Source organism: Streptomyces sp. bgisy159, from assembly GCF_965341775.1.
Lineage (GTDB): Bacteria > Actinomycetota > Actinomycetes > Streptomycetales > Streptomycetaceae > Streptomyces.
Window position 1 is genome coordinate 161,091 of the sequence record NZ_CBDQZH010000012.1, and the last position, 22,539, is coordinate 183,629.

A 22,539-nucleotide genomic window follows, 5' to 3' on the forward strand; every position below is an offset into this window, starting at 1 on the left:
AACCAATTCCGCCGATGCCGCACATCGCGACCTGCGTGCGCCGTACGGTGGTCGCAGCGGAACAGATCTTGTACAGCTCTGGGGAGAGAGGGTCAGGGCCATGGACCGTGGCACCGACAGGGACACGCCTCCCGGCCGCGGACCGGGGGCCGACGCGGCGGAGCCGGCCTCGGCTGCCGGGCGCGTCCCCCTGGCCGTGGTCGTGGTGGACCGCGAGGGTCTGGTCTCCCACTGGAGCAGCGGGGCCCGTCGGCTCTTCGGCGTCCCCAGGGAAGAGGCGATCGGGCAGCCCGCCCTCGATCTGCTGCCCGTCTCCGGAGCGCTGCCCGACGTCGACGAGGACCTGCCCTACGGGGACAGCGCAGCCTACGACGGCCTCGGCCCCGGCCTCGGCCCGTCCCTCAACCGTGGGTTGTCCTATCCGGCTGCCGGCCGGGCCCGGCTCACCGTGCCCGAGCCGGCCGGGGCGGCCACGCCGGAGGGCCGCAAGCGGGTCGACGTGCTGTGGTGGGCCTACCCGCTCGTGGGACCCGGACCGGAACGGCTCCTGGTGCTCGCCGCCGACGCGGGCGCGCTGCACCGGGCCGGCGCCGCGGACGACGCGTCCGCCGTCGAGCGGATCGCGCCCGGGTTCGCCCTGCACACCGACTTCCCCGGCGCCGAGCACCTCGCCCGCGAACTCCCGGGCATCCTGCCCGGCATGAGCGTGGGGGAGAGTTCCCGGGTCGTCTCCCAGGTGCTCGAACTGGGCTACCCCGTCCTGGAGTTCAGCCGGAGCGAGCGGGTGCCGGTCACCCCGGACTGGGGTGTCTCGCGCCGGGTCGAGCGCCGGGCACGCCGGGAGCGGGCCGCCCGGGCCGCCGCCGCGGGGGTGACGGCGTCGGCCGACCCCGACGACGAGCGCGACGACCTGGAACACACCGCCGTCCGTGAGCGCCTGGAGTTCCTCAACGAGGTCAGCGGCCGGATCGGCACCTCCCTCGACCTGTCCCGGACCATCGTCGAGGTGAGCAAGGCGGTCGTCCCCCGCTTCACCGACGTCGCCGGCACCTATCTGCGGGAACAGGTCGTCGCCGGTGAGGGGTTCCCGGACGGCGTGCCCGACACCACCACCCTGTGGCACCGGGTCGCCCTGGAGCACACCGACGAGCCCGGCCGCTGGGACGACGTCGTGCCGGTCGGCGAGGCCATGCCCTTCCCGGCGCACACGCCGTTCTTCCAGTGCATGACCACCGGGGAACCGGTCCTCGTGCCGCGCATCAGCGAGGAGATGGGCCACGCCATCGCCGCGCAGTTCGAGAAGCGCGACATCCGGCCCCTGATCAGCGGCCGGTCCATGCTCGTCGTACCGCTCAAGGCACGCCAGGTCGTGCTCGGTTTCATGATCCTTCTGCGCCACCCCGAGCGCGCGGAGTTCAACGACATGGACCGGGCCACCGGGGCCGAACTCGCCGCCCGCGCGGGCCTCGTGCTCGACAACGCGCGCATGTACACCCACCAGGAGAACGTCGCCGAGACCCTCCAGGACAGCATGCTGCCGCGCATCCCCGCGCGCCTGGCCGGCTGCGACATCGCCACCCGCTACCTGCCCGGGACGCTGCTCGGACGGGTGGGCGGTGACTGGTTCGACTCGGTGAAGCTCCCCGGTGCCCGCACCGCGCTCGTCGTCGGCGACGTCATGGGGCACGGCCTGAACTCGGCCGCCATGATGGGCCAGTTCCGTACGGCGGTGCAGACCATGGCGGCGCTCGATCTGCCGCCCGCCCAGCTGTTGCGCAACCTCGACGCCCTCGCCCAGCGGCTCGGCGACACCTACCTCGCCACCTGTCTGTACGCCGTCTACGACCCCATCGCGGGAGAGCTGCACCTCGCCAACGCCGGTCACATCCCGCCCGTCCTGGTCCGTGCGAGCGACGGTCGCAGCGAACTGCTCGACCTGCCCACCGGCGCCCCGATCGGCGTCGGCGGGGTGCCCTTCGAAGCGGTACGCGTGCGGGTGGAGCCCGGCGACCGGCTGGTGATGTGCACCGACGGCCTGGTCGAGGTGCGCGGCGAGGACATCGGGGTGGGCCTGGCCGCCCTGTGCGAGTCGGCCGCCCATCCGGCCGCCTCCATGGACGACGCGTGCGACGCCATCATCCGTGCCCTCGCCGCGACCTTCGCCAAGGCGGGCCGGGGCGACCGGAAGGACGACGTGGCGCTGCTGATGGCCCGGCTGGGCGGCATCGGCCCCGACCAGGTCGCCGAGTGGCGCCTCCCCCTGACGCCCGCCGAGGTCGGGCGGGCCCGTGCCGTCGTGCGAGAACAACTCCACGACTGGGGCCTGGGCCGGCTGGCCGACACCACCGAGCTGCTGGTGAGCGAGCTGGTCACCAACGCCGTACGGCACTCCCGCGGTCGCCCCGTCGCCCTGCGGCTGGTGCGCGGCGAGACCCTGCTGTGCGAGGTGGACGACGACGACCACGAACTGCCGACGCTGCTGAGCGCGGGCCCCGACGACGAACGGGGCCGCGGCCTGCGGGTGGTGACCACCCTGGCCCGGGAGTGGGGCACCAGCCGGACCGGTACCGGCAAGAGCGTCTGGTTCGAGCTGACCCTGCCGCGCCGCTGAACACGGCGGCGGTCCCGCACACCGTGCGGGAGGCGGCCCCACCGCTCGAACGAACGGGGAGGAACGCGCGAGCGGTTGTAAGCGCTCACCCCGGGGCGGTAGACCGTACAGGGCCGTCATCCGCGACGGATCCGTCGACCACCCCGGGGAGTTGGGCATGAGCGTGACGAGTGGGTACCGCGAGTCCTGGGAGGGCTTCTGGCGCGAGGCGCCCGACGCGCCGGGGGAGGTGTTCTGGGACGCCGAGGCGGACGTGACCGCCGAGCTGCACCTGCCCCTCCTCGTGCCCCATCTCCTCGACGACCGGCTGCCGTTGGTCGACCTCGGCTGCGGCAACGGCACCCAGACCCGGTTCCTGGCCGACCGCTTCCCGCGGGTGATCGGCGTCGACCTCGCCGAGGCGGCGCTCGACCGTGCGCGCAGGGCCGACCCGGCGGGCCGGGCCGAGTACCGGCTGCTGGACGCCGCCGAGAAGGGCGCGGCGGACACCCTGCACGCGGAGCTCGGCGACGTCAACGTCTATATGAGGGGTGTCCTGCACCAGTGCCTGCCCGACGACCGGCAGCCGCTGGCCGACGGGGTCGCGGCGCTGCTGGGGCAGCGCGGACGCGTCTTCCTGGTCGAGCCGTCGCACGCGGCCCGGTCCGTGCTCGGCGCACTCGTCCAGGGGCCGTCCGGGCCGCCGCCCAAGATCGCGCCGATCTTCCGGCACGGCATAGCCCCCGGCGAGATCCACGACGCCGAGGTTCCCGGCCATCTGCGCACCGCCGGGCTCACCGTCCTCGCCTCCGGAGAACTCCCCCTGACCACGACGGAGCGCGGCCCCGACGGGCGGCGCGTGCAGTTGCCGTCGCGGTGGCTGGTGGCGGGCCGGACGGACTGACCGGCTGACGGGGCCGGCAGGCGGGGGACCGGGCCGCGCGCCACACCTCCCATTTCATGCGAAAAACTTTTCGTGTGACTGTTGACGACCCCCGGAGTGGCGGAGATGCTGGAAGCATCCTTCTTTACCTCCTCTTGAAGGCGTGATGGCCATGTCCCCGGACGTCGCTCCCGCGACCGGCCGTTCCCGCCGACGGGCCCCCGTGGGCGCGGTGCTGGCGGACCGCCTCGATGACGCCGCGGTGGTGGATGCCGCGGTCCGGCTCGCCGCTGCCCGCGGGGCGCCGCTGCTGCTCATCGCGGTCCTGCCGCCCCTGCCGCCCAGGGCTGCGGCCCGTTCGGACGGCGTCGCCACCCGCGTGGTGCTGGGAAGGGCGCTGTCGCGCGTGGGCCGTTCCGGTGTGGACCACCGGCCGGCCGCCTATCACCGGCCGGCCGGACGTGCCGGGCGGCTGGACGCGGCCAAGGGCCTGCTGGACGTGGCCGTCGCCCACCGGTGCCCGCTGCTCGTCGTCTCCCGCACCGGACCGGCGGGGCTGGACGCCGGCACGGTGATGGAGGCGGCCGCGATTCGCGGCGGTCCCCTCGTCCACGCGGCCCCACCGGTGACCTGGGCGCCCCTGGCCGCGCCCGCGGGGCGGCTCGGCGGGGCGGGCGGCGGGCCGTTCCGGCCTGTGTCCGGCGCCGCCCCCGAGTAGCCGCCTCGTCAGGTCGGGGGGCGTCGGCGCCGCGCGCACGTCGGCGCCGGGGCGGGGTGGAGTGGTGGCGTCGTCTGCGGGACCCGGCCCCGGCCGGTGGTGCTAGGGCGTGGCCGCGTGCTCGGAGCCGGTGGCGGGGATGTCCTCGCGGTGCAGGAAGGTGGCCAGCAGGTCGCCGACGGGGCGGTCGGCCTCGGTCGGGTGGCGCAGGCCGACGGTCGGGTCGATGGTGTAGCGGTTGCGGCGGCCCACCCGGGTGCGGGTGAGGTATCCGGCCGCCTCGAGGTCGGCCACGATCAGCTGTACGGCGCGTTCGGTGATGCCGATCAGGTCGGCGACGTCCCGTCCCCGCGCTTCCGGGTCGCGGGCGAGGGCGATGAGGACGCGGGCGTGGTTGGTCAGAAACGTCCAGTGGTCGCCGCGCGCGGCGGAGGGCTGCCTCATGACCCTCATCATACGAACGCCGTGACCCGTGACCAACACCATGTTTTCGCGAAAAAATATTGCCGAAAAACTTTTCGCGTAATGCTTGACGGGGGTAGAGGCCACGAGTGACGCTGGAGGCACGTCGTCTCTTCCGTTTCGACTCGCCGGAAGCCTCGCTGGAAGCCGAACCACCATGAATGAACTGTCGTTCGCCGTCCCGCTGTGGGTGTGGGCCGCCGTCACCCTCGGGATCGGCGTCATGCTCGCCGTCGACCTGATCGCGCACCGCGACAACCATGTGATCGGATTCCGCGAAGCCGCGCTGTGGAGCGCGCTGTGGATCGCCGTCGGCCTGGGCTTCGGCCTCATCCTGTGGGCCTGGCAGGGGGGTGAGACCGCTTCCACCTACTACGCCGGCTATCTGATCGAGAAGGCCCTGTCGATCGACAACGTCTTCGTCTTCGCGCTGGTGTTCTCGTTCTTCGCCGTGCCGGACGCCTACCAGCACAAGGTCCTGTTCTGGGGCGTTCTCGGAGCGCTGGCCGCCCGGCTGGTGTTCATCTTCGTCGGCGCCGAACTGCTGCAGGTGTTCTTCTGGACCGCCTACCTGTTCGGTGCGTTCCTGATCTGGACCGGCTGGAAGATGGCCGTCTCCAAGGACGAGGAGGTCCACCCCGACCGGAACCCCGTCGTCCGCCTGGTCCGGAGGCTCATCCCCACCGACCCGCGGTTCCACGGCGACAGATTCTTTCTGCGCCTCCGCGGCCGCAGGGTGGCGACGCTGCTGTTCGTGACCCTGGTGGCCATCGAGGCCACCGACCTGATCTTCGCCGTCGACTCCGTGGCCGCCGTCCTCGCGATCACCACCGACACCTTCCTGGTGTGGACCGCCAACGCCTTCGCGGTCCTGGGCCTGCGCAGCCTGTACTTCTGCCTGGCCGGGCTCCTGCGCCGTTTCCAGTACCTGCACTACGGCCTCGCGGTCCTGCTCGCCTTCGCGGGCGTCAAGCTCATCCTGTCCGAGACCCCGGTCGGCAAGCTGCCCGTGCCCCTCACCCTCGGCGTCATCGCGGTCACCATCACGGTGTCCATCGCCTGGTCCCTCATCGCCACCCGAGGGGGGACCGGCGGCACCGCGGACCGCCCGGGGCCTACCCCGGACCGTGCTGAGCCCACCTCGGACCGTCCCGAGCCCACCTCGGACCGTCCTGAGCCCACCCCGGCAGGTGACATCCCTGCCGCGGCCGGTCGCCACCGCGCCGCACAGGACGCCCCCGGTCGTGATCGGCCCGGTCCGGGACGCTCCGCACACCGTCCCCCGAAGCGGTGAACGCGGCGGATCCGCCGAGCGCCGCTCGGGGTACTCCCGGCGGGGCGGCGGCGTGACTGCCGCGCTTCACGACCGGACCGGTACGACCATGCGGACGTACCGCGTCGCCCGGCCCTGAGGAGGAACCGTGAACAGCGAAGAGAGAGCGCCGGTGGCCACCGGTGTCACCGGCGGACGACTTGCCGGGCTCCGCTCGTGGAACCTGGGACTCACCCTGCTGCACCTGGTCCAGGCCGCGGCGATCGTCGTCCTGGCGGGGGACTTCTCCATCACCGTCACCTCCTCGGTCCCCGAAGGGCCGCCGGGAACCAGGGCGCCCGCCCCCGAAGCGCTGTTCGACGTACCGATCGGCTGGGCCGTCGGCGCCTTCCTGGCTCTGGCGGCCCTGGACCACCTGGTGACGGCGACGGTGGGCCGCGCCGCCTACGAGCGCGATCTACGGCACGGCATCAACCGGTTCCGTTGGGTGGAGTACGCGCTGAGCGCGACGCTGATGGTGCTCCTCATCGGCTTCTACGCGGGCATCACCAACATCAACGCCGTCATCGCCGTCGCCGGTGCCAACATCGGGATGATCCTCTTCGGCTGGCTGGAGGAGCGGATGAACCCGCCGGGGCGCGCGGCGACCACGATGCTCCCGTTCTGGTTCGGGACGCTGATCGGCGTGACGCCGTGGATCTCGATCGCCTACAACGTCGTCGCGGCCGACACCGTCCCCGGGTTCGTGTACGGGATCGTGCTGGTCCAGGCCGTCCTCTTCTTCAGCTTCGGACTGAATCAGTGGCTCCAGTACCGGCAGGCCGGCCGGTGGTCCGACTACGCCTACGGTGAGAAGGGGTACCTGGTGCTCAGCCTCGTGGCGAAGTCGTTGCTGGCGTGGCAGATCTTCGGGGGCTCGCTGTCCGGCTGAACGGGCGGGGCCGCGACCGGCCGCGGGGCACGGGCGGCAACACCTCCGGGGGCCCCGCGGCAGCCGCCCGGGGTGGGCCCGGCCTCCTCGGCCTCCTGGGAAGTCACCGCGGCGCCGCGTAACGTGACGCACCATGAAGATCCTCATCAGCGCCGACATGGAGGGCGCCACGGGGGTGACCTGGCCGGCCGACGTGCTGCCGGGCACCCCGCAGTGGGAGCGGTGCCGGGCGATGTTCACCTCCGACGTCAACGCCGCCGCCCTCGGGTTCTACGCCGGCGGCGCCGACGAGGTCGTGGTCAACGAGGCCCACTGGACCATGCGCAACCTGCTCCTGGAGCGGCTCGACGAGCGGGTGGAGATGCTCACCGGCCGGCACAAGGGGCTGTCCATGGTGGAGGGTGTGCAGCACGGTGACGTCGACGGCATCGCGTTCGTCGGCTACCACGCGGGCGCCGGCATGGACGGCGTCCTCGCCCACACCTACCTCGCCAACCAGATCACCGGCGTCTGGCTGAACGATGTCAGGGCCAGCGAGGGTCTGCTCAACGCCCAGGTGGTCGCCGAGTACGGGGTGCCGGTCGTCCTCGTCACCGGGGACGACATCGCCTGTGAGGACGCCCTCGGGTACGCGCCGGAGGCGCTGAAGGTCGCCGTGAAGGACCACGTCTCGCGGTACGCGGCCGTGTGCCGGACACCGGCCCGTACCGCCGCCGACATCCGGGCCGCCGCCGAGCAGGCGGCCACGCTCGCCGTACGACAGGATCCGGTCGTCGGCGGACCGTATACAGTCGCCGTCGAGTTCGACGCCGAACACCTCGCCCAGGCAGTCACCGTGGTGCCCGGCGTGGACCGTGTCGGCGAGCGCAGGATCGCGTACACCAGCGAGACGATGTACGAGGGGATCCGCACCTTCAAGGCGGTCACCACGATCGCCTCGGCCGCCGTGGAGGAGCAGTATGGCTGACCAGCAGGCCCTGGACGAGGTGGTGCGGTTCACCTCCGACCTGATCCGCATCGACACCACCAACCGGGGCGGCGGCGACTGCCGTGAGCGGCCGGCCGCCGAGTACGCGGCCGAGCGGCTGGCCGGAGCCGGTCTGGAACCGGTGCTGCTGGAGCGCACCCCCGGCCGCACCAACGTCGTCGCGCGGCTCGCGGGCACCGACCCGGCCGCCGACGCACTGCTCGTCCACGGCCACCTGGACGTCGTCCCCGCCGAGGCCGCCGACTGGAGCGTGCACCCCTTCTCCGGGGAGGTCCGCGACGGGGTGGTGTGGGGGCGCGGCGCGGTCGACATGAAGAACATGGACGCGATGATCCTGGCCGTCGTCCGCTCCTGGGCCCGTCAGGGGGTGCGGCCCCGGCGCGACCTCGTCATCGCCTTCACCGCCGACGAGGAGGCCAGCGCCGAGGACGGCTCCGGGTTCCTCGCCGACCACCACCCGGGGCTCTTCGAGGGCTGCGCGGAGGCCGTCGGAGAGTCCGGCGCCTTCACCTTCCACGACGGGAACGGACGGCAGCTCTACCCCATCGCGGCGGGGGAGCGGGGCACCGGCTGGCTGAAGCTCACCGCACGCGGCCGGGCCGGTCACGGCTCGAAGGTCAACGACGAGAACGCGGTGACCCGGCTCGCCGCGGCCGTCGCCCGCATCGGCGAGCACGTGTGGCCGACGCGTCTGACACCGACCGTACGGGCCGCCCTCAACGAACTCGCCGCCCTCTACGGCATCGAGACCGACCTGAGTGACGTGGACGCCCTGCTGGACAAGCTCGGGCCGGCCGCCCGGCTGGTCGAGGCAACGGTGCGCAACAGTGCCAACCCGACCGTCCTGGAAGCCGGTTACAAGGTCAACGTGATCCCAGGGGAGGCCGTCGCCCACGTCGACGGACGATATCTGCCGGGCGGCGAGGACGAGTTCCGCACCACGCTCGACGAACTCACCGGGCCGGACGTCGACTGGGAGTACCTCCACCGCGAGGTCGCCCTGCAGGCGCCGGTGGACTCGCCGACCTACACCCGGATGGCCGCCGCCGTCCGGGAGTTCGCCCCCGAGGGGCACGTGGTGCCGTACTGCATGTCCGGCGGCACCGACGCCAAGCAGTTCTCCCGACTGGGCATCACCGGCTACGGGTTCGCGCCCCTGCGGCTGCCGGAGGGCTTCGACTACCAGGCCCTGTTCCACGGGGTCGACGAGCGGGTCCCGGTCGACGCGCTGCACTTCGGCGTCCGCGTCCTGGACCGGTTCCTGCGGACGGCGTGACCGAAGGAGGGGGAACGGTGCGGATCCTGCCGTACGGGGAGTGGCCGTCGCCCGTCGACGCGGCCCTGGCCGCCGCGCACGACGGGCGCCCCGAGGACGTGGGCGTCGTCGGCGACGAGGTGTGGTGGACAGCGCCCCGCCCGGAGGAGGGCGGCCGGCGCGCGCTGGTGCGACGGCGCGCGGACGGCGTCGAGGAGGAAGCGCTGCCCGCACCGTGGAACGTGCGCAGCCGGATCATGGAGTACGGCGGCACGCCCTGGGCCGCCGTACCGCGGGACGGGCGGCCGCTCGTGGTGTTCGCGCACCACGCCGACCAGCGGCTGTACCGCTGGGAGCCGGGCGGCGAACCCCGGCCGCTCACCCCCCTGTCTGCGGTGGGCGGCGGACTGCGCTGGGCGGAGCCGCTGATCCGGGCGGACCGGGGCGAGGTCTGGTGCGTGCTGGAGGAGTTCACCGGTGACGGACCCGGCGACGTGCGCCGCGTCCTGGCCGCCGTACCGCTGGACGGGTCGGCCGCCGAGGACCGCGGGGCCGTGCGGGAACTCACCGACGACCGGCGGCGGTTCGTCACCGGTCCCCGGCTCTCCCCGGACGGCACGAGGGCGGCGTGGCTGGCCTGGGACCATCCGCGGATGCCGTGGGACGGCACCGAACTGCTGGTCGCCGACGTGGCGGCCGACGGGACGCTGCGGCGGGTGCGGACGGTGGCCGGCGGGCCGCGGGAGTCCCTCGCCCAGGTCGAATGGTCGACGGACGGCGCTCTGCTGTACACCAGCGACCGCAGCGGGTGGTGGAACCTGTACCGCGACGGCCGTCCCCTGTGCCGCCGGGAGGAGGAGTTCGGCGGGGCGCTGTGGCGGCTCGGCGCGCGCTGGTTCGCGCCGCTGGCGAACGGCCTGATCGCGGTGGTCCACGGTCGGGGGCCGGCCGTCCTCGGGATACTGGATCCCGAGACCGGTGAGGTGGTCGACGCGGCCGGACCCTGGACCGAGGTCGCACCCACCCTCGCCGTGCACGGCGAACGGGTCGTCGCCGTCGCGGCCAGCCCGCGCAGCGCCCACGAGGTCGTGGAACTGGACACGCGCACCGGCCGCGCCCGGGTGATCGGCGCCGAACACACCGACGCCGTGGACCCCGCCCACTACCCCGAGCCGCGCCTGCGCACCTTCACCGGACCCGACGGCCGGGAGATCCACGCCCACGTCTACCCGCCCCACCACCCCGGCTGCGCCGCCCCCGACGCCGAGCTGCCGCCGTACGTGATCCGCGCGCACGGCGGCCCCACCGACCGCGCCGCGCTCGTCCTGGACCTGGAGACCGCCTACTTCACCTCCCGTGGCATCGGCGTCGTGGACGTCGACTACGGGGGATCCACCGGCTACGGTCGGGCCTACCGCGAGCGGCTCCGCGAGCAGTGGGGCGTGGTCGACATCGAGGACTGCGCCGCCGTCGCCCTGGCCCTCGCCGACGAGGGCACCGCCGACCGCGACCGGCTCGCCGTCCGCGGTGGCAGCGCCGGCGGCTGGACCGCGGCCGTCTCCCTGGCCACCACCGACGTCTACGCCTGCGGCACGATCAAGTACCCCGTCCTCGACCTGACGGGGTGGGCGACCGGCGAGACCCACGACTTCGAGTCCCGCTACCCGGACACGCTGGTCGGCCCCCTCGACGAGGTCCCCGGACGGTACACCGAGCGCTCGCCGGTCGAGCACGCCGACCGGATCACGGTGCCGTTCCTGCTGCTGCAGGGCCTGGACGACGTGATCTGCCCGCCCGCGCAGTGCGAGCGTCTGCTGGCCCGGTTCGCCGGGCGGAACCTCCCGCACGCCTACCTCGCCTTCGAGGGCGAGGGACACGGCTTCCGCCGCGCCGACACCGTCAAGCGGGCACTGGAGGCGGAACTCTCCCTGTACGCCCAGGTGTTCGGGCTGAGACCGCCCGGCATCCCGACGCTGGAGCTGCTGAAGTGAAGGAACTCGTACGGCCCGCACGGCTGGCGCCCGGCGCCCGGGTGGCCGTCGTCGCGCCCAGCGGGCCGGTGCCCGAGGAGCGCCTGCAGGCCGGACTCGACGTGCTGCGCGGCTGGGACCTCGACCCGGTCGTCGCCCCCCACGTCCTGGACCGGCACGGCGCCTTCGACTATCTCGCGGGCGCCGACGCCGACCGGGCGGCCGACCTGCAGCGCGCCTGGTGCGACCCGTCCGTCGACGCCGTGCTGTGCGCGCGGGGCGGCTACGGCGTCCAGCGCATGGCCGACCTGCTCGACTGGGAGGCCATGCGGGCGGCCGGACCCAAGGTGTTCGTCGGCTTCAGCGACATCACCGCGCTCCACGAGGCGTTCGCCGCCCGGCTCGGCCTGGTCACCCTGCACGGGCCGATGGCCGCCGGGATCGACTTCGTCAAGAACGCCCGCGCGCAGGACCACCTGCGGGCCACGCTGTTCGCCCCCGAGACGGCCCGGGTCATCGCCTCCGGCGGCGGCCCCCTGGTCCCGGGCCGGGCGCGGGGCGTGCTCCTCGGCGGCTGCCTGTGCCTGCTCGCCGCGGAGCTGGGCACCCCCCACGCCCGCCGCTCGGCGCGCGGCGGACTGCTGTGCCTGGAGGACGTGGGGGAGGAGACCTACCGGCTGGACCGCTACCTCACCCAGCTGCTGCGGTCGGGATGGCTGGAGGGGGTGGCCGGTGTGCTGCTCGGCTCCTGGGAGCGGTGCGACCCGTACGAGCGGGTGCGGGCCCTGCTGGCCGACCGGCTCGGCGGGCTCGGGGTGCCGGTGGCCGAGGACTTCGGCTTCGGCCACTGCGACGGAGCGCTGACGATCCCCTTCGGGGTCCGGGCGGACCTGGACGCCGACGCCGGCACCCTGACCCTGGACCGGCCGGCCCTGCGCTGACCCACCCCGGCCCCGCCGCGACGGGGACGCGGCCTCGCGCGGACGGGCGACCCGGCCCCGGCCCCGTCCTCGTGCGCGGCCGTCCCGGACCCCGTGCGTGGCGGTACCGGCCCGGCCGCGCCCCGGTCTGCGGCCCGGTCGCGGCCCGGACGTCCCGGAGTGCGGGCGCGCAGCTGCGGGCGCACCCTGGAGCCATGAGCCCGAAGACTTCCGAGACCTCGACGAAGGGCGGCGCCAGGGTCGCGGTGACACCGGCCCGGATCGCCGTGCTGGTGCTCGCCGTCCTCGCTCTGGTCTTCATCTTCGAGAACACCCAGAAAACGGAGATCAGGCTGCTGATCCCCGTGGTCACCATGCCGCTGTGGACGGCCCTGCTCGCCACCGGACTGATCGGCGTCCTGTGCGGGGCGTACCTCATGAGACGCAGGCGGTAACCGTGCGCATGCCACCACCGGTGGCGTCGTAGGCTGGCCGGATGCCGCACCGCACCGGACTCCGTCACATCGCCGAGGGAGCCCGCGTCGGCCTGCGGGCGTTCTCCCTCTCCGACGCCGACGAGTTCACCGCGCGGGCCCGGGAGAGCCGGGAACTGCACCACCCGTGGCTGTTTCCGCCCCTGACGCCCGAGGAGTACGCCGGCTATGCCGGGCGGCTGATCGAGGACCCGGCGCGGGCCGGGTTCCTGGTGTGCACCCTCGAGGACGGGGCCATCGCCGGGTTCATCAACATCAACAACATCGTCCGCGGCGGCTTCCAGAACGGCGCCCTCGGCTACGGAGCCTTCGCGCACGCCGCGGGGCGCGGTCTGATGCGCGAGGGCCTCGACCTGGTGGTGGGCTACGCGTTCGGGCCGATGCGGCTGCACCGGCTGGAGATCAACGTGCAGCCCGGCAACGCGGCCTCGATCGGCCTGGCCCGCGCCTGCGGCTTCCGGCGGGAGGGCTTCTCCCCGAAGATGATCTACATGGACGGGGGGTGGCGGGACCACGAGCGGTGGGCCCTCACCGCCGAGGCGCGGCCTTCCGGTTGATCTTCATGGTGTCCAGGTCGGTGACCGTCGACCGCAGGCCCGTCCATCCGTAGCCCAGGGCCCGCAGCGTGGTCTCGGCGCGGTCCTCGGCGATCGCACCGGCCATCTCCTCGCCGTCCGCCGCGTCCGACACCACCACGTAGCGCATCGAGAAGTGCTTCAGCGGGCGCGGCTCGTACGTCAGCGTGCCCTCCTCGGTGAACCGCATGCTCGCCAGCCCGTGCCGGCCGGCCTCGGTGAGCAGCCGCTCCCGGGCCTCCTCGGTGAGCCCGTCCCAGGTGCCCCGGACGATCACCCGGTACGTGTGCCGCTCGCTCACTGTCACTCCTCGCGCGGTCGTCGCTCGTCGAACGCCCGACTCTACGTCGACGGGGCCGCGGCGCACGCGGCATTTTCGTCAGGCCGGCCGGCGGTCGACGTACTCGTAGACCGCGCCGTCCGGATGGCGGGCGATCAGGTTGCGGCCGACGGGGGTGGGCACCGGGCCGGCGATGATGTCCGCGCCGAGTTCCGTCAGCGTCCGGTGCGCCTCGCCGACATCGGTGACCGCGATCGTCGCCGCCACCTTGCGCAGCACCTCCAGCTCCGCCGCGGGGCCGCTCATCAGCAGGAAACAACCGGCCGCGGCCACCTGGACCCCGCCGCGCTCGAAGCGCAGCGCCGGGGTGCCGGCGAGGCGTTCGTAGAAGGGGACGGCGGTCTCCAGGTCATCGACGCAGACGCGCAGGGTGGCTCCCAGAATGTCCATGGTCCGAGCCTAGTCGGCGCGGCGGCGATGCGGTGATCGGTTGCGGTGAACGGACCGTGCGGCGCGCGGTCCGGCCCCGGACCGCGCGCCGTTACGCTCCGGTCACCTCAAGTACCCGGCGGTCATGGACACCTTGCCGCATCCCGACCGCCCCGACCGCCGGGCGGCCGACGAGTTCGTTCGGGTGGCGCGGAAAGCCGTCCGCGAGGAGCCGCGCGCGGCCCGCCGCCCCTCCGGCACCGTTGCGCCGGCCGGACGCCCGGCCGCGCCCACCGGTCCCGGCGCGCCGGGCGCCGCCGACGCCGGGACCGAGCCCGCCACCGACCCCGAGACGCCGCACCACCGGGCCTGACCCGCTCGCCCGCCCGGTGGTGCGACCCGCCCCGGCAACCTTGGTCAGGGCAGCTGAGGCAGCACCTTCGTGCGGTAGAAGTCGAAGAACCCGCGCTGGTCGGGGCCGATCTGGTTGACGTAGACCCGGTCGAAGCCGGCGTCCGCGAACTCCCGCAGCGTCGCGACATGCTCGTCCACGTCGTCCCCGCACACCGTGTTCTTCGCGACCATCTCCTCGGTGACCAGCGGCTCCAGCTGCTCGAAGTGGCTCGGCGTGGGCAGGATCTGGCCCATCTCGCCGGGCAGCAGCTGGTTCGACCACAGCGAGCGCACCGTGCGCACCGCCTCGTCGCGGTCGGCCCCGTAGCAGACCTTCGTGCCGCCGAGGACCGGCTTGGTGCCACCACCGCCCTTGCGGAACTGCTCCACCATCGACGCGTCCGGCATCATCGTGATGTAGCCGTCGCCCACCCGGGCCGCCAGTCCGGTCGCCTTCGGCCCGAAGCCGGAGATGTCGATCGGCACCGGCTCGTCGGGGACGGTGTACAGCCGGGCGTTCTCCACCGTGTAGTGGGTGCCGTAGTGGCTGACCTCCTCACCGCTGAACAGCTTCCGCATGACCAGGACGGCCTCCTCCAGCATCTCCATGCGGACGTTCGCGGGCGGCCAGGCGTCCCCCAGGATGTGCTCGTTGAGCGCCTCGCCGGTGCCCACACCCAGGCGGAAGCGGCCGTTCGTCATCACCGCGCTGGTCGCGGCGGCCTGCGCGATCACCGCCGGGTGGATCCGCACGGTCGGGCAGGTCACCGCCGTCTCGATCGGCAGCGAAACCGCCTCCGAGAGCGCGCCGATCACCGACCACACGAACGGGCTCTGGCCCTGCGCGTCGTTCCAGGGGTGGTAGTGGTCGGAGATCCACAGCGACTGGAACCCTGCCTGCTCGGCCATCCGCGCCTGCTCGACGAGGTCCGCGGGGCCGAATTCCTCGCAGGACAGGAAGTAGCCGTACTCGGCCATGGGGGGTACCTCCGGGGGCTGGCGAACGAGTGGAGTGCGCCGTCCGGGTACCCGGCGGCCCGGCGGGAAACCGGCACACGTTTGGCCCGGACGGCTGGGGAAACGCGGAACCCTCGGACGTGGACACAGACCCCTGTACGTGGCAGCGCCCCTGCCACCGCACACCGTCGGAGGCGAACCCCGTGAGTCGACCCCGCATCGTGATCGTCGGTGCCGGCTTCGCCGGATACCGCACGGCCCGCACCCTGGCCCGCGAGGCCCGGGGGCGCGCCGACATCACCCTGCTCAACCCGACCGACTACTTCCTGTACCTGCCGCTGCTGCCCCAGGTGGCCGCGGGCATCCTCGAACCGCGCAGGGTCACCGTTTCGCTCGCCGGCACCCTTCCGGACGTACGACTGGTCCTCGGCGAGGCCGACCACATCGACCTGGACGCGCGCACCGTTCACTTCACCGACCCCGAGGGCGACAACGGCACCCTCGGCTACGACCGGCTCGTCCTCGCGGCCGGCAGCGTCAACAAGCTGCTGCCGCTGCCCGGGGTCGCCGAGCACGCCCACGGCTTCCGCGGGCTGCCCGAGGCGCTGTACCTGCGCGACCACGTGACCCGCCAGGTCGAACTGGCCGCCGGGGCCGACGACCCGAGGAGCTGCTCCGCCCGCTGCACGTTCGTCGTGGTCGGCGCCGGCTACACCGGTACCGAAGTCGCCGCCCAGGGACAGCTGTTCACCGACGCCCTGGTCCGCAAGCACCCCCTGCGCCAGGGCATCCGGCCGCGCTGGATGCTGCTCGACATCGCCGACCGGGTGCTGCCGGAACTGGACCAGCGGCTGTCGGACACCGCCGACCGGGTGCTGCGCGACCGGGGCGTCGACGTGCGCATGGGGACCTCGGTGAAGGAGGCCACGCACGACGGGGTCCTGCTCACCGACGGCGAGTTCGTCGACACCCGCACCCTGGTGTGGTGCGTGGGCGTCCGGCCCGATCCGCTCGCCGAGTCACTGGGGCTGCCGATGGAGCGCGGACGGCTCCTGGTCGAGCCGACGCTGCAGGTGCCGGGCCGACCGGAAGTGTTCGCGTGCGGTGACGCGGCCGCCGTGCCCGACCTCGACGACCCCGGTCAGTTCACCCCGATGACCGCGCAGCACGCGTGGCGGCAGGGCCGGGTGGCCGGGCTGAACATCGCGGCGACGTTCGGGGACGGACGGCTGCGGCCCTACCGGCACAAGGACAAGGGGTTCGCCGTCGACCTCGGCGGGGTCCAGGCAGCCGCCAACCCGTTCGGCGTGCCGCTGTCCGGCCCGGTGGCGGGTGCTGTCACCCGCGCCTACCACTTGGCCGCGATGCCCGGCAACCGCGTCCGGGTCGCCGCCGACTGGCTCCTGGACGCCGTACTGCCGCGCCAGGGCGTGCAGTTGGGCCTCGTGCGGTCCTGGTCCGTACCGCTGGACACCGCGTCCCCGGAGCTGGCGCGGGTGCCAGGGGGGCAGGAGCGGGAACGCGAACGGAAGGACCGGGACGACGGCCGGGCCCGCTCGGGGCCGCGCCGTGCGGCCGCCGGGAAGCAGGCCGGCGCCGAGCCGGCCGCGAACCGGCCCGACGACGAACCCGCCAGGAACCAGCCGGACGGTGAGCCGGCCAAGAACCAGCCGGGTGGCGAACCCGCCAGGAACCAGCCGGGCGGTGAACCCGCGAGGAACCAGCCCACCGGCGGAGCCACCCCTGCCGAAGGAGATCAGTAGAGCCATGGACACCGCAGAACTTGCCGCGCTCGGACAGCAGTTGCGTGTCGACAGCGTCCGGGCCTCCGCCGCCGCGGGCTCCGGGCACCCGACCTCCTCGATGTCCGGCGCCGATCTGATGGCCGTACTGCTCGCGCACCACCTCCGCTACGACTTCGACCGGCCCGGCCACCCCGGCAACGACCGTTTCATCCTGTCCAAGGGGCACGCCTCGCCGTTGCTCTACGCGGCGTACAAGGCGGCGGGCGCCATCGACGACGCCGAGCTGCTCACCCTGCGCGAGCTGGGCAGCCGCCTCGAAGGCCACCCCACCCCGCGACGGCTGCCCTGGGTCGAGACGGCCACCGGTTCGCTCGGCCAGGGGCTGCCCATCGCCGTGGGGGAGGCGCTGGCGGGCCGTCGGCTGGAACGCGCCGACTACCGGGTGTGGGTGATGTGCGGGGACAGCGAACTCGCCGAGGGCTCCGTGTGGGAGGCGGCCGAGCACGCCGCGTACGAGAACCTGGACAACCTGACCGCGATCGTCGACGTCAACCGGCTCGGCCAGCGCGGCCCCACCCGGCACGGCCACGACATCGACGCCTACGCCCACCGCTTCGCCGCGTTCGGCTGGCACACGGTGGAGGTCGACGGGCACGACGTCGACGCGGTCGACCGCGCCTTCGGCGAGGCCCGCTCCACGCTCGGCCAGCCCACCGTGATCCTCGCCCGCACCCTGAAGGGCAAGGGCGTCGCCGACGCGGAGGACAGGGAGGGGCTGCACGGCAAGCCGCTCAAGGACCCGGAGGCCGCCGTCGAGGAGCTGGGCGGGGATCGCCAGGTCCGGGTGACGGTGCGGCTGCCGCAGGGCGGAGCCGGCGCCGGGACACCGTCCACGGGCGCCCGGACACCGGATGCCGCCGACCGGACACCGGATGAGGGCGACGGTATGTCGTATGCAGCCGGTCGTCGTCGGGATGCGCGCCGGGACGCCGACCTCCCCACCTGGGACAAGGGCGACGAGGAGGCCACCCGCAACGCCTACGGACACGCGCTCGCCGCCCTCGGCACCGCCCGCGGCGACGTCGTCGCCCTCGACGGCGAGGTCAGCGACTCCACCCGCGCCGAGTACTTCGCCAAGGAACACCCCGACCGGTTCTTCGAGTGCTACATCGCCGAGCAGCAGCTGGTCGCCGCCGCCGTCGGGATGGCCGCCCGCGGCTGGGTGCCCTACGCCTCCACGTTCGCCGCCTTCCTGACGCGCGCCCACGACTTCGTGCGGATGGCGTCCGTCAGCGGCGCCGGGGTCAACCTGGTCGGTTCCCACGCGGGCGTCGCCATCGGTCAGGACGGGCCCTCGCAGATGGGCCTGGAGGACCTGGCGATGATGCGCGCCGTGCACGGCTCGACCGTCCTCTACCCGTGCGACGCCAACCAGACGTCCCGGCTGGTGCAGGCGATGGCCGAGCTGGACGGAATCCGGTACCTGCGTACCTCCCGCGGCGCCACGCCGGTGCTCTACGGGCCCGACGAGGAGTTCCCCGTCGGGGGCAGCAAGGTGCTCCGCTCGGCCGGCGAGGACGACCGCGCGACGCTCGTCGCCGCCGGGGTGACCGTGCCCGAGGCGCTCGCCGCCGCCGACACCCTGGCCGGCGCCGGCATACCGGTCCGCGTCATCGACCTGTACTCGGTCAAGCCCGTCGACCGGGAGACCCTGCGCCGGGCCGCCGAGGAGACCGGCTGCCTGGTCACCGTGGAGGACCACCACCCCGAGGGCGGCCTCGGCGACGCCGTCCTCGACGCGTTCACCGACGGACGCCCGGTGCCGCGCCTGGCCCGGCTGGCGGTCCGGACCATGCCGGGCTCCGCCTCCCCCGCCGAGCAGCTGCACGCCGCCGGCATCGACGCGGAGTCGATCGCGACCGCCGTCCGACTGCTGGTGGAGCACGCGGTGGTGCCATGAGCGGCACACAGACGCTGAGGGTGCGCACCGCGCGCCGGACCGTCGAGGTGCGGCGCGCGGACAAGGTGATGTTCCCGGGCGACGGCGGCGCGCAGGGGGCGGCGAAGGAGTACACCAAGGGCGACCTCGCCGAGTACTACCGGTCGGTCGCCCCCTTCATGCTGCCCCACCTGCGCGGTCGCCCCCTGATGCTGGAGTGCCACCCCGACGGCCTCGGCGGTCCCCGCTTCATGCAGAAGAACACCCCCGAGCACTACCCCGACTGGATCACCCGCGGCGAGGTGCCCAAGGAGGACGGCACCGTCCGGCACACCGTGTGCGACGACGCCGCGACCCTGGTCCACCTCGCCGGCCAGGCCTGTCTCACCCTGCACCGCTGGCTCACCCGCGCCGCTCACCTGGAGCGCCCCGACCTGATGGTCTTCGACCTCGATCCGCCCGACGACGACTTCCGCGCCGTCCGGCGGGCGGCACGCCGGCTGGGCGATCTCCTCGACCAACTGCGCCTGCCCTCGGGCCTGATGACCAGCGGGTCACGCGGCCTGCACGTGGTGGTGCCGCTGCACGCCCGGCACGGCGTCGACGAGGTGCGCGCCTTCGCCCGCGACGCCGCCGCCCTGCTCGCCGCCGAGCACCCGGACGAACTCACCACCGCCGCCCGCAAGAAGGACCGCGGGGACCGGCTCTATCTCGACGTCCAGCGCAACGGCTACGCGCAGACCGCCGTCGTCCCCTTCTCGGTACGGGCGCTGCCCGGGGCCCCCGTCGCCGTTGCGCTGGCCTGGGAGCAGCTCGACGACCCGGACACCGGCCCCCGCCGGTGGACCGTCGCCGACGCCGTCGACCAGGCCCGCACCCGACCGTGGTCCGGCCTGGCCCGCCGGCGCCGCGCCCTCGCCCCGGCCCGCCGCCGGCTCGACGCGCTGCGCGGGGCGGAGCGGAAGGAGGCCGAGAGGTGAGTACCTACGTCTACGGCATCGTCGAACGCGCACACGCGGACGCGGTTCCTTTCGGCACGACCGGCGTGGGGGAGCCGCCGCAGCCGGTGCGGATCCTCGCCGAGGGCGACCTCGCGGCCGTCGTCAGCGACGCGCCCGAGGGGCTGCGGCCCCGCGACAGCGCCCTGGCCGCCCACCGACACGTGCTCGCCGCCGCTGAGGCCGCGGGCTGTGTGCTGCCCATGCGGTTCGGCAGCATCGCCCCCGACGACCACGCGGTCGCCGCCGTCCTCGCCGAACGCGCCGAGCACTACCGGGAGCGGCTGCGGGCGCTGACGGGCAGGGTCGAGTACACGGTGCGGGCGGCCCACCACGAGCAGGCCGTGCTGCACCGGGTACTGGCCGAGAGCCCCGAGTTGCGCGCCCTGGCCGAGGCGAACCGGCGGGCGGGCGGCGGGACGTACGCGCAGAAGCTTCAGTTCGGGGAGATGGTGACGGCCGCCGTCCAGGCCCAGGAGGCCGAGGAGGCGGCCGAGGCCCAGCACACTCTGGAGGCGTCCGCCGAGGCCGTCAGTGTCGGCTCCGCCTCGGAGGGGTGGCTGGTCGACGTCTCCTTCCTGGTCGACCGGGACAGCGCCCCCGAGTTCCTGGCCGCCGTGGCGGGGCTGCGCCGCAGCCATCCGCACCTCGATCTGCGCGCCGAGGGCCCGCTGCCGCCGTACAGCTTCGTGGAGCCCGGCCCCGCCGCGCCCGCGGGCACGGTGGTGCCCGACGAGAATCCGGAGTAGCACGGAAACCGGATGAGGCAGGGGCGCGCCCCGGGAAGGAGGAGGCCGCATGGCCGGACTGCGGTACGTGTATGCCGTCTGCCGTCCGTTCGACACTCCGCTCCAGGTCCAGCTGACGGGGGTGGCGGGCGCTCCGGCCCGGCTGCTGCACCACCACGGGCTGGTCGCCGTCGTCAGCACGGTCTCGGAGGTCGACTTCGCCGAGGAGCCGCTGCAGACCCATCTGGCGGATCCGGACTGGCTGGCCCGGATGGCTCGCGGCCACCGGCAGGTCGTCGACGCGCTCACCGTGGTGACCACGCCGCTGCCGCTGTGGCCGGCCACGGTCGTCGCCGACGACAGCGAGGTCCGCGTGATGATCGAGGAACGGGAGGACCGCTTCCGCGACATCCTCGACCGGCTCCGGGACCGCGTGGAGTGGGGGGTGACGGTGTCGGTGCCCGGGGCGTCGGCCACCGGCACGACACCGCCGGGCGGCGGCGCGGAAGGCGGCCCCGACGCCCGGCGGGCGGCCGTTGAGGCCCGGCGGGCGGCCCAGGCGTTCGCCGAGCGGCTGCACGCCGATCTCGCCGGGCACGCGGAGGCGGCCCGGCGGAACCTCCCGCATCCGCTCGCCCCGCCCCTCACCCGGCCCGACGACTTCGCACCTCAGGTGCTGAACGCCGCGTATCTGGTGCCACGCACCGAAAGCGAGCAATTCGTGGAAATCGTCGACCGGGCGGCAAAGGACGAGGAAAGCGGAACGCGCGTGGATCTCGCCGGGCCGTGGGCCGCTTATTCCTTCGTGGAATCAGAAGGGCAGACGTGAACGAAAGGCGGGTCGGTGCGGCACCTCACATCACCACCTGTACCAGCGACCCCTTCCCCCGCTCGCCGTCGTCCCCCGAAGGAGGAATCCCAGCAGCCAGACGACGAGGACCGCGAGCGCGATCCACCAGAGAACCTTCACCGCGAATCCGACGCCGAAGAGAATGAGCGCCAGGAGCAGTACCAGCAGGATGGGAACCATAATGTGAAACCTCCTGCAGTCCGGGTTTCCAGAAAACGCCGAACAATTCCATGTTCCTGAGCGGTCAGGCTTCTTTCCGGCAGAGGATCTCCCCGTGCAGGACCGCGAACCAGCCGTCCTCCTGCCGGCCCCACTCCCGCCATGCCCCGGCCACCGCCTCCAACTGCTCCCGGGTGGCGTGCCCGCCCACGGTGGCGCGCTCGGCGTACGCCGAGGCCAGCGTCCGGTCCGCCCACAGGCCGCTCCACCAGGCCCGCTCCTCGGACGTGGCGTAGGTCCAGGTGCCGGAGGTCACGGTGACGTCGGTGAACCCGGCCGCCCGCGCCCAAGCCTTCAGCCGGCGTCCGGCGTCCGGCTCGCCCCCGTTGGCCCGCGCCACCCGCTGGTACAGGTCCAGCCAGTCGTCCAGGCCGCCGGACGCGGGGTACCAGGTCATCGCGGCGTAGTCGGCGTCCCGTACGGCGACGAACCCGCCCGGCCTGGTGACCCGCCGCATCTCGCGCAACGCCGCCACGGGGTCGCCGACGTGCTGCAGCACCTGGTGGGCGTGGACCACGCAGAACGTGTCGTCGGGATGGTCGAGGGCGTGGACGTCGGCCACCGCGAAGTCGATGTTGGTCAGCCCGCGGTCGGCGGCCGTGGCCCGGGCCTGCTCCAGGACCTCCGGCGCCCGGTCGACGCCGGTGACCCGGCCGTCGGGGACCAGGGCGGCGAGGTCCGCGGTGATCGTTCCGGGCCCGCAGCCGATGTCCAGGACGCGCATGTGCGGCTTGAGCGTGTCCAGCACGTATGCGGCGGAGTTGGCGGCGGTGCGCCAGGTGTGCGACCGCAGGACCGACTCGTGGTGTCCGTGGGTGTAGACGGCGGTCTCACGTGCTTTCGGCATGGCTGTACCCCTTCACGTCGTACCGGCTCCCCGGGCTCGACCGGATCCCGTGGCGATGGCCCGAACGGTACGCCGACAGTCGCATGGTGAGACGT

Annotated in this window: 23 protein-coding genes; 17 read left to right on the forward strand and 6 right to left on the reverse strand. The window is 73.5% G+C overall.

The features are described 5' to 3' along the window. Positions 1–100 precede the first annotated feature (100 nt). The 3 genes from ACSLTV_RS14925 to ACSLTV_RS14935 all read left to right on the forward strand — a co-directional run bounded on the left by ACSLTV_RS14925 (position 101) and on the right by ACSLTV_RS14935 (position 4,191). Positions 101–2,611: a SpoIIE family protein phosphatase gene (locus ACSLTV_RS14925; protein ID WP_435612288.1), complete on the forward strand. Its 2,511-nt coding sequence runs from the start codon at positions 101–103 to the stop codon at positions 2,609–2,611. 157 nt (positions 2,612–2,768) lie between these two features. Then, a complete protein-coding gene (locus ACSLTV_RS14930) occupies positions 2,769–3,494 on the forward strand; it encodes a class I SAM-dependent methyltransferase (protein ID WP_432133841.1) in 726 nt (241 codons plus the stop codon). Between the two features lie 151 nt (positions 3,495–3,645). Then, positions 3,646–4,191, forward strand: a complete 546-nt coding sequence (locus ACSLTV_RS14935; protein WP_432156412.1) for a universal stress protein — start codon at positions 3,646–3,648, stop codon at positions 4,189–4,191. Between the two features lie 102 nt (positions 4,192–4,293). On the opposite strand, the gene ACSLTV_RS14940 is transcribed toward ACSLTV_RS14935, so the two are convergent. After that, a complete protein-coding gene (locus tag ACSLTV_RS14940; protein WP_432133843.1) occupies positions 4,294–4,635 on the reverse strand; it encodes a helix-turn-helix transcriptional regulator in 342 nt (113 codons plus the stop codon). A gap of 175 nt (positions 4,636–4,810) precedes the next feature. On the opposite strand from ACSLTV_RS14940, the gene ACSLTV_RS14945 reads away from it, so the two are divergent. The 8 genes from ACSLTV_RS14945 to ACSLTV_RS14980 all read left to right on the forward strand — a co-directional run bounded on the left by ACSLTV_RS14945 (position 4,811) and on the right by ACSLTV_RS14980 (position 13,041). Continuing rightward, the gene (locus tag ACSLTV_RS14945) at positions 4,811–5,947 is read left to right on the forward strand and encodes a TerC/Alx family metal homeostasis membrane protein (protein ID WP_435612289.1); all 1,137 of its coding nucleotides are present in this window, start codon (positions 4,811–4,813) and stop codon (positions 5,945–5,947) included. 127 nt (positions 5,948–6,074) lie between these two features. After that, complete coding sequence (gene heR, locus ACSLTV_RS14950) at positions 6,075–6,857, forward strand: heliorhodopsin HeR (RefSeq protein ID WP_432133845.1); 783 nt, start codon at positions 6,075–6,077, stop codon at positions 6,855–6,857. 133 nt (positions 6,858–6,990) lie between these two features. Beyond that, positions 6,991–7,824 (forward strand): M55 family metallopeptidase, encoded by an 834-nt coding sequence (locus tag ACSLTV_RS14955; protein ID WP_432133846.1) that lies wholly within the window; start codon positions 6,991–6,993, stop codon positions 7,822–7,824. Then, positions 7,817–9,121, forward strand: a complete 1,305-nt coding sequence (locus ACSLTV_RS14960) for a M20/M25/M40 family metallo-hydrolase (RefSeq protein WP_432133847.1) — start codon at positions 7,817–7,819, stop codon at positions 9,119–9,121. Before ACSLTV_RS14955 ends, ACSLTV_RS14960 begins: the two co-directional genes overlap by 8 nt. Before the next feature lie 17 nt (positions 9,122–9,138). After that, positions 9,139–11,091: a prolyl oligopeptidase family serine peptidase gene (locus tag ACSLTV_RS14965; RefSeq protein WP_432133848.1), complete on the forward strand. Its 1,953-nt coding sequence runs from the start codon at positions 9,139–9,141 to the stop codon at positions 11,089–11,091. Beyond that, positions 11,088–12,011, forward strand: a complete 924-nt coding sequence (locus ACSLTV_RS14970; RefSeq protein WP_432133849.1) for a S66 peptidase family protein — start codon at positions 11,088–11,090, stop codon at positions 12,009–12,011. The genes ACSLTV_RS14965 and ACSLTV_RS14970 overlap by 4 nt, the downstream gene beginning before the upstream one ends. A 194-nt stretch (positions 12,012–12,205) precedes the next feature. Next, positions 12,206–12,445, forward strand: a complete 240-nt coding sequence (locus ACSLTV_RS14975; protein WP_432133850.1) for a LapA family protein — start codon at positions 12,206–12,208, stop codon at positions 12,443–12,445. A gap of 41 nt (positions 12,446–12,486) precedes the next feature. After that, the gene (locus ACSLTV_RS14980; RefSeq protein WP_432133851.1) at positions 12,487–13,041 is read left to right on the forward strand and encodes a GNAT family N-acetyltransferase; all 555 of its coding nucleotides are present in this window, start codon (positions 12,487–12,489) and stop codon (positions 13,039–13,041) included. Here ACSLTV_RS14980 and ACSLTV_RS14985 read toward each other — a convergent pair. Together ACSLTV_RS14985 and ACSLTV_RS14990 are read right to left on the reverse strand one after the other, a co-directional pair. After that, entirely contained in the window at positions 13,013–13,360 is a 348-nt protein-coding gene (locus ACSLTV_RS14985) for a DUF6204 family protein (RefSeq protein ID WP_432133852.1), read from the reverse strand. The two genes, ACSLTV_RS14980 and ACSLTV_RS14985, sit on opposite strands and share 29 nt — an antisense overlap. Before the next feature lie 78 nt (positions 13,361–13,438). Beyond that, positions 13,439–13,789 carry a VOC family protein gene (locus tag ACSLTV_RS14990; protein WP_432133853.1) on the reverse strand — a complete coding sequence of 117 codons (351 nt, stop codon included), beginning with the start codon at positions 13,787–13,789 and terminating at the stop codon, positions 13,439–13,441. A gap of 124 nt (positions 13,790–13,913) precedes the next feature. On the opposite strand from ACSLTV_RS14990, the gene ACSLTV_RS14995 reads away from it, so the two are divergent. Beyond that, positions 13,914–14,141: a hypothetical protein gene (locus ACSLTV_RS14995; RefSeq protein WP_432133854.1), complete on the forward strand. Its 228-nt coding sequence runs from the start codon at positions 13,914–13,916 to the stop codon at positions 14,139–14,141. Between the two features lie 44 nt (positions 14,142–14,185). Here the strand turns inward: ACSLTV_RS14995 and ACSLTV_RS15000 are convergent, their stop codons facing one another. Further along, positions 14,186–15,139 carry an LLM class F420-dependent oxidoreductase gene (locus ACSLTV_RS15000; RefSeq protein WP_432133855.1) on the reverse strand — a complete coding sequence of 318 codons (954 nt, stop codon included), beginning with the start codon at positions 15,137–15,139 and terminating at the stop codon, positions 14,186–14,188. A 182-nt stretch (positions 15,140–15,321) separates the two neighbouring features. Here ACSLTV_RS15000 and ACSLTV_RS15005 point away from each other — a divergent pair, with 182 nt between their 5' ends. Genes ACSLTV_RS15005 through ACSLTV_RS15025 form a run of 5 tightly spaced genes read left to right on the forward strand, consistent with a single transcriptional unit; the run spans position 15,322 to position 21,357 of the window. Continuing rightward, a complete protein-coding gene (locus ACSLTV_RS15005; protein ID WP_435612290.1) occupies positions 15,322–16,881 on the forward strand; it encodes an NAD(P)/FAD-dependent oxidoreductase in 1,560 nt (519 codons plus the stop codon). Between the two features lie 4 nt (positions 16,882–16,885). Next, positions 16,886–18,823 (forward strand): transketolase, encoded by a 1,938-nt coding sequence (locus ACSLTV_RS15010; protein ID WP_432133857.1) that lies wholly within the window; start codon positions 16,886–16,888, stop codon positions 18,821–18,823. Then, the gene (ligD, locus tag ACSLTV_RS15015; RefSeq protein ID WP_435612291.1) at positions 18,820–19,782 is read left to right on the forward strand and encodes a non-homologous end-joining DNA ligase; all 963 of its coding nucleotides are present in this window, start codon (positions 18,820–18,822) and stop codon (positions 19,780–19,782) included. Before ACSLTV_RS15010 ends, ligD begins: the two co-directional genes overlap by 4 nt. Then, on the forward strand, positions 19,779–20,549 hold the full coding sequence (locus ACSLTV_RS15020; protein WP_432133859.1) for a GvpL/GvpF family gas vesicle protein: 771 nt from the start codon (positions 19,779–19,781) through the stop codon (positions 20,547–20,549). Before ligD ends, ACSLTV_RS15020 begins: the two co-directional genes overlap by 4 nt. A gap of 49 nt (positions 20,550–20,598) precedes the next feature. Further along, positions 20,599–21,357 (forward strand): GvpL/GvpF family gas vesicle protein, encoded by a 759-nt coding sequence (locus ACSLTV_RS15025; protein WP_432133860.1) that lies wholly within the window; start codon positions 20,599–20,601, stop codon positions 21,355–21,357. 30 nt (positions 21,358–21,387) lie between these two features. Here the strand turns inward: ACSLTV_RS15025 and ACSLTV_RS15030 are convergent, their stop codons facing one another. Together ACSLTV_RS15030 and ACSLTV_RS15035 are read right to left on the reverse strand one after the other, a co-directional pair. Further along, on the reverse strand, positions 21,388–21,558 hold the full coding sequence (locus ACSLTV_RS15030) for a hydrophobic protein (RefSeq protein ID WP_432133861.1): 171 nt from the start codon (positions 21,556–21,558) through the stop codon (positions 21,388–21,390). A gap of 64 nt (positions 21,559–21,622) precedes the next feature. Continuing rightward, positions 21,623–22,444, reverse strand: a complete 822-nt coding sequence (locus ACSLTV_RS15035) for a class I SAM-dependent methyltransferase (protein ID WP_432133862.1) — start codon at positions 22,442–22,444, stop codon at positions 21,623–21,625. Positions 22,445–22,539 lie beyond the last annotated feature (95 nt).

What these genes read in the sequence shown, in the direction of transcription:
- ACSLTV_RS14930 (WP_432133841.1), top strand. Translation starts at nt 2,769, where the DNA reads ATGAGCGTGACGAGTGGGTACCGCGAGTCCTGGGAGGGCTTCTGGCGC.
- ACSLTV_RS14945 (WP_435612289.1), top strand. Translation starts at nt 4,811, where the DNA reads ATGAATGAACTGTCGTTCGCCGTCCCGCTGTGGGTGTGGGCCGCCGTC.
- ACSLTV_RS14975 (WP_432133850.1), top strand. Translation starts at nt 12,206, where the DNA reads ATGAGCCCGAAGACTTCCGAGACCTCGACGAAGGGCGGCGCCAGGGTC.
- ACSLTV_RS14935 (WP_432156412.1), top strand. Translation starts at nt 3,646, where the DNA reads ATGTCCCCGGACGTCGCTCCCGCGACCGGCCGTTCCCGCCGACGGGCC.
- ACSLTV_RS14940 (WP_432133843.1), bottom strand. Translation starts at nt 4,635, where the DNA reads ATGAGGCAGCCCTCCGCCGCGCGCGGCGACCACTGGACGTTTCTGACC.
- ACSLTV_RS15030 (WP_432133861.1), bottom strand. Translation starts at nt 21,558, where the DNA reads ATGGTTCCCATCCTGCTGGTACTGCTCCTGGCGCTCATTCTCTTCGGC.
- ACSLTV_RS15000 (WP_432133855.1), bottom strand. Translation starts at nt 15,139, where the DNA reads ATGGCCGAGTACGGCTACTTCCTGTCCTGCGAGGAATTCGGCCCCGCG.
- ligD (WP_435612291.1), top strand. Translation starts at nt 18,820, where the DNA reads ATGAGCGGCACACAGACGCTGAGGGTGCGCACCGCGCGCCGGACCGTC.
- ACSLTV_RS15035 (WP_432133862.1), bottom strand. Translation starts at nt 22,444, where the DNA reads ATGCCGAAAGCACGTGAGACCGCCGTCTACACCCACGGACACCACGAG.
- ACSLTV_RS14995 (WP_432133854.1), top strand. Translation starts at nt 13,914, where the DNA reads ATGGACACCTTGCCGCATCCCGACCGCCCCGACCGCCGGGCGGCCGAC.
- ACSLTV_RS14925 (WP_435612288.1), top strand. Translation starts at nt 101, where the DNA reads ATGGACCGTGGCACCGACAGGGACACGCCTCCCGGCCGCGGACCGGGG.
- ACSLTV_RS15010 (WP_432133857.1), top strand. Translation starts at nt 16,886, where the DNA reads ATGGACACCGCAGAACTTGCCGCGCTCGGACAGCAGTTGCGTGTCGAC.
- ACSLTV_RS14960 (WP_432133847.1), top strand. Translation starts at nt 7,817, where the DNA reads ATGGCTGACCAGCAGGCCCTGGACGAGGTGGTGCGGTTCACCTCCGAC.
- ACSLTV_RS14955 (WP_432133846.1), top strand. Translation starts at nt 6,991, where the DNA reads ATGAAGATCCTCATCAGCGCCGACATGGAGGGCGCCACGGGGGTGACC.
- ACSLTV_RS14980 (WP_432133851.1), top strand. Translation starts at nt 12,487, where the DNA reads ATGCCGCACCGCACCGGACTCCGTCACATCGCCGAGGGAGCCCGCGTC.
- ACSLTV_RS15025 (WP_432133860.1), top strand. Translation starts at nt 20,599, where the DNA reads ATGGCCGGACTGCGGTACGTGTATGCCGTCTGCCGTCCGTTCGACACT.
- ACSLTV_RS14990 (WP_432133853.1), bottom strand. Translation starts at nt 13,789, where the DNA reads ATGGACATTCTGGGAGCCACCCTGCGCGTCTGCGTCGATGACCTGGAG.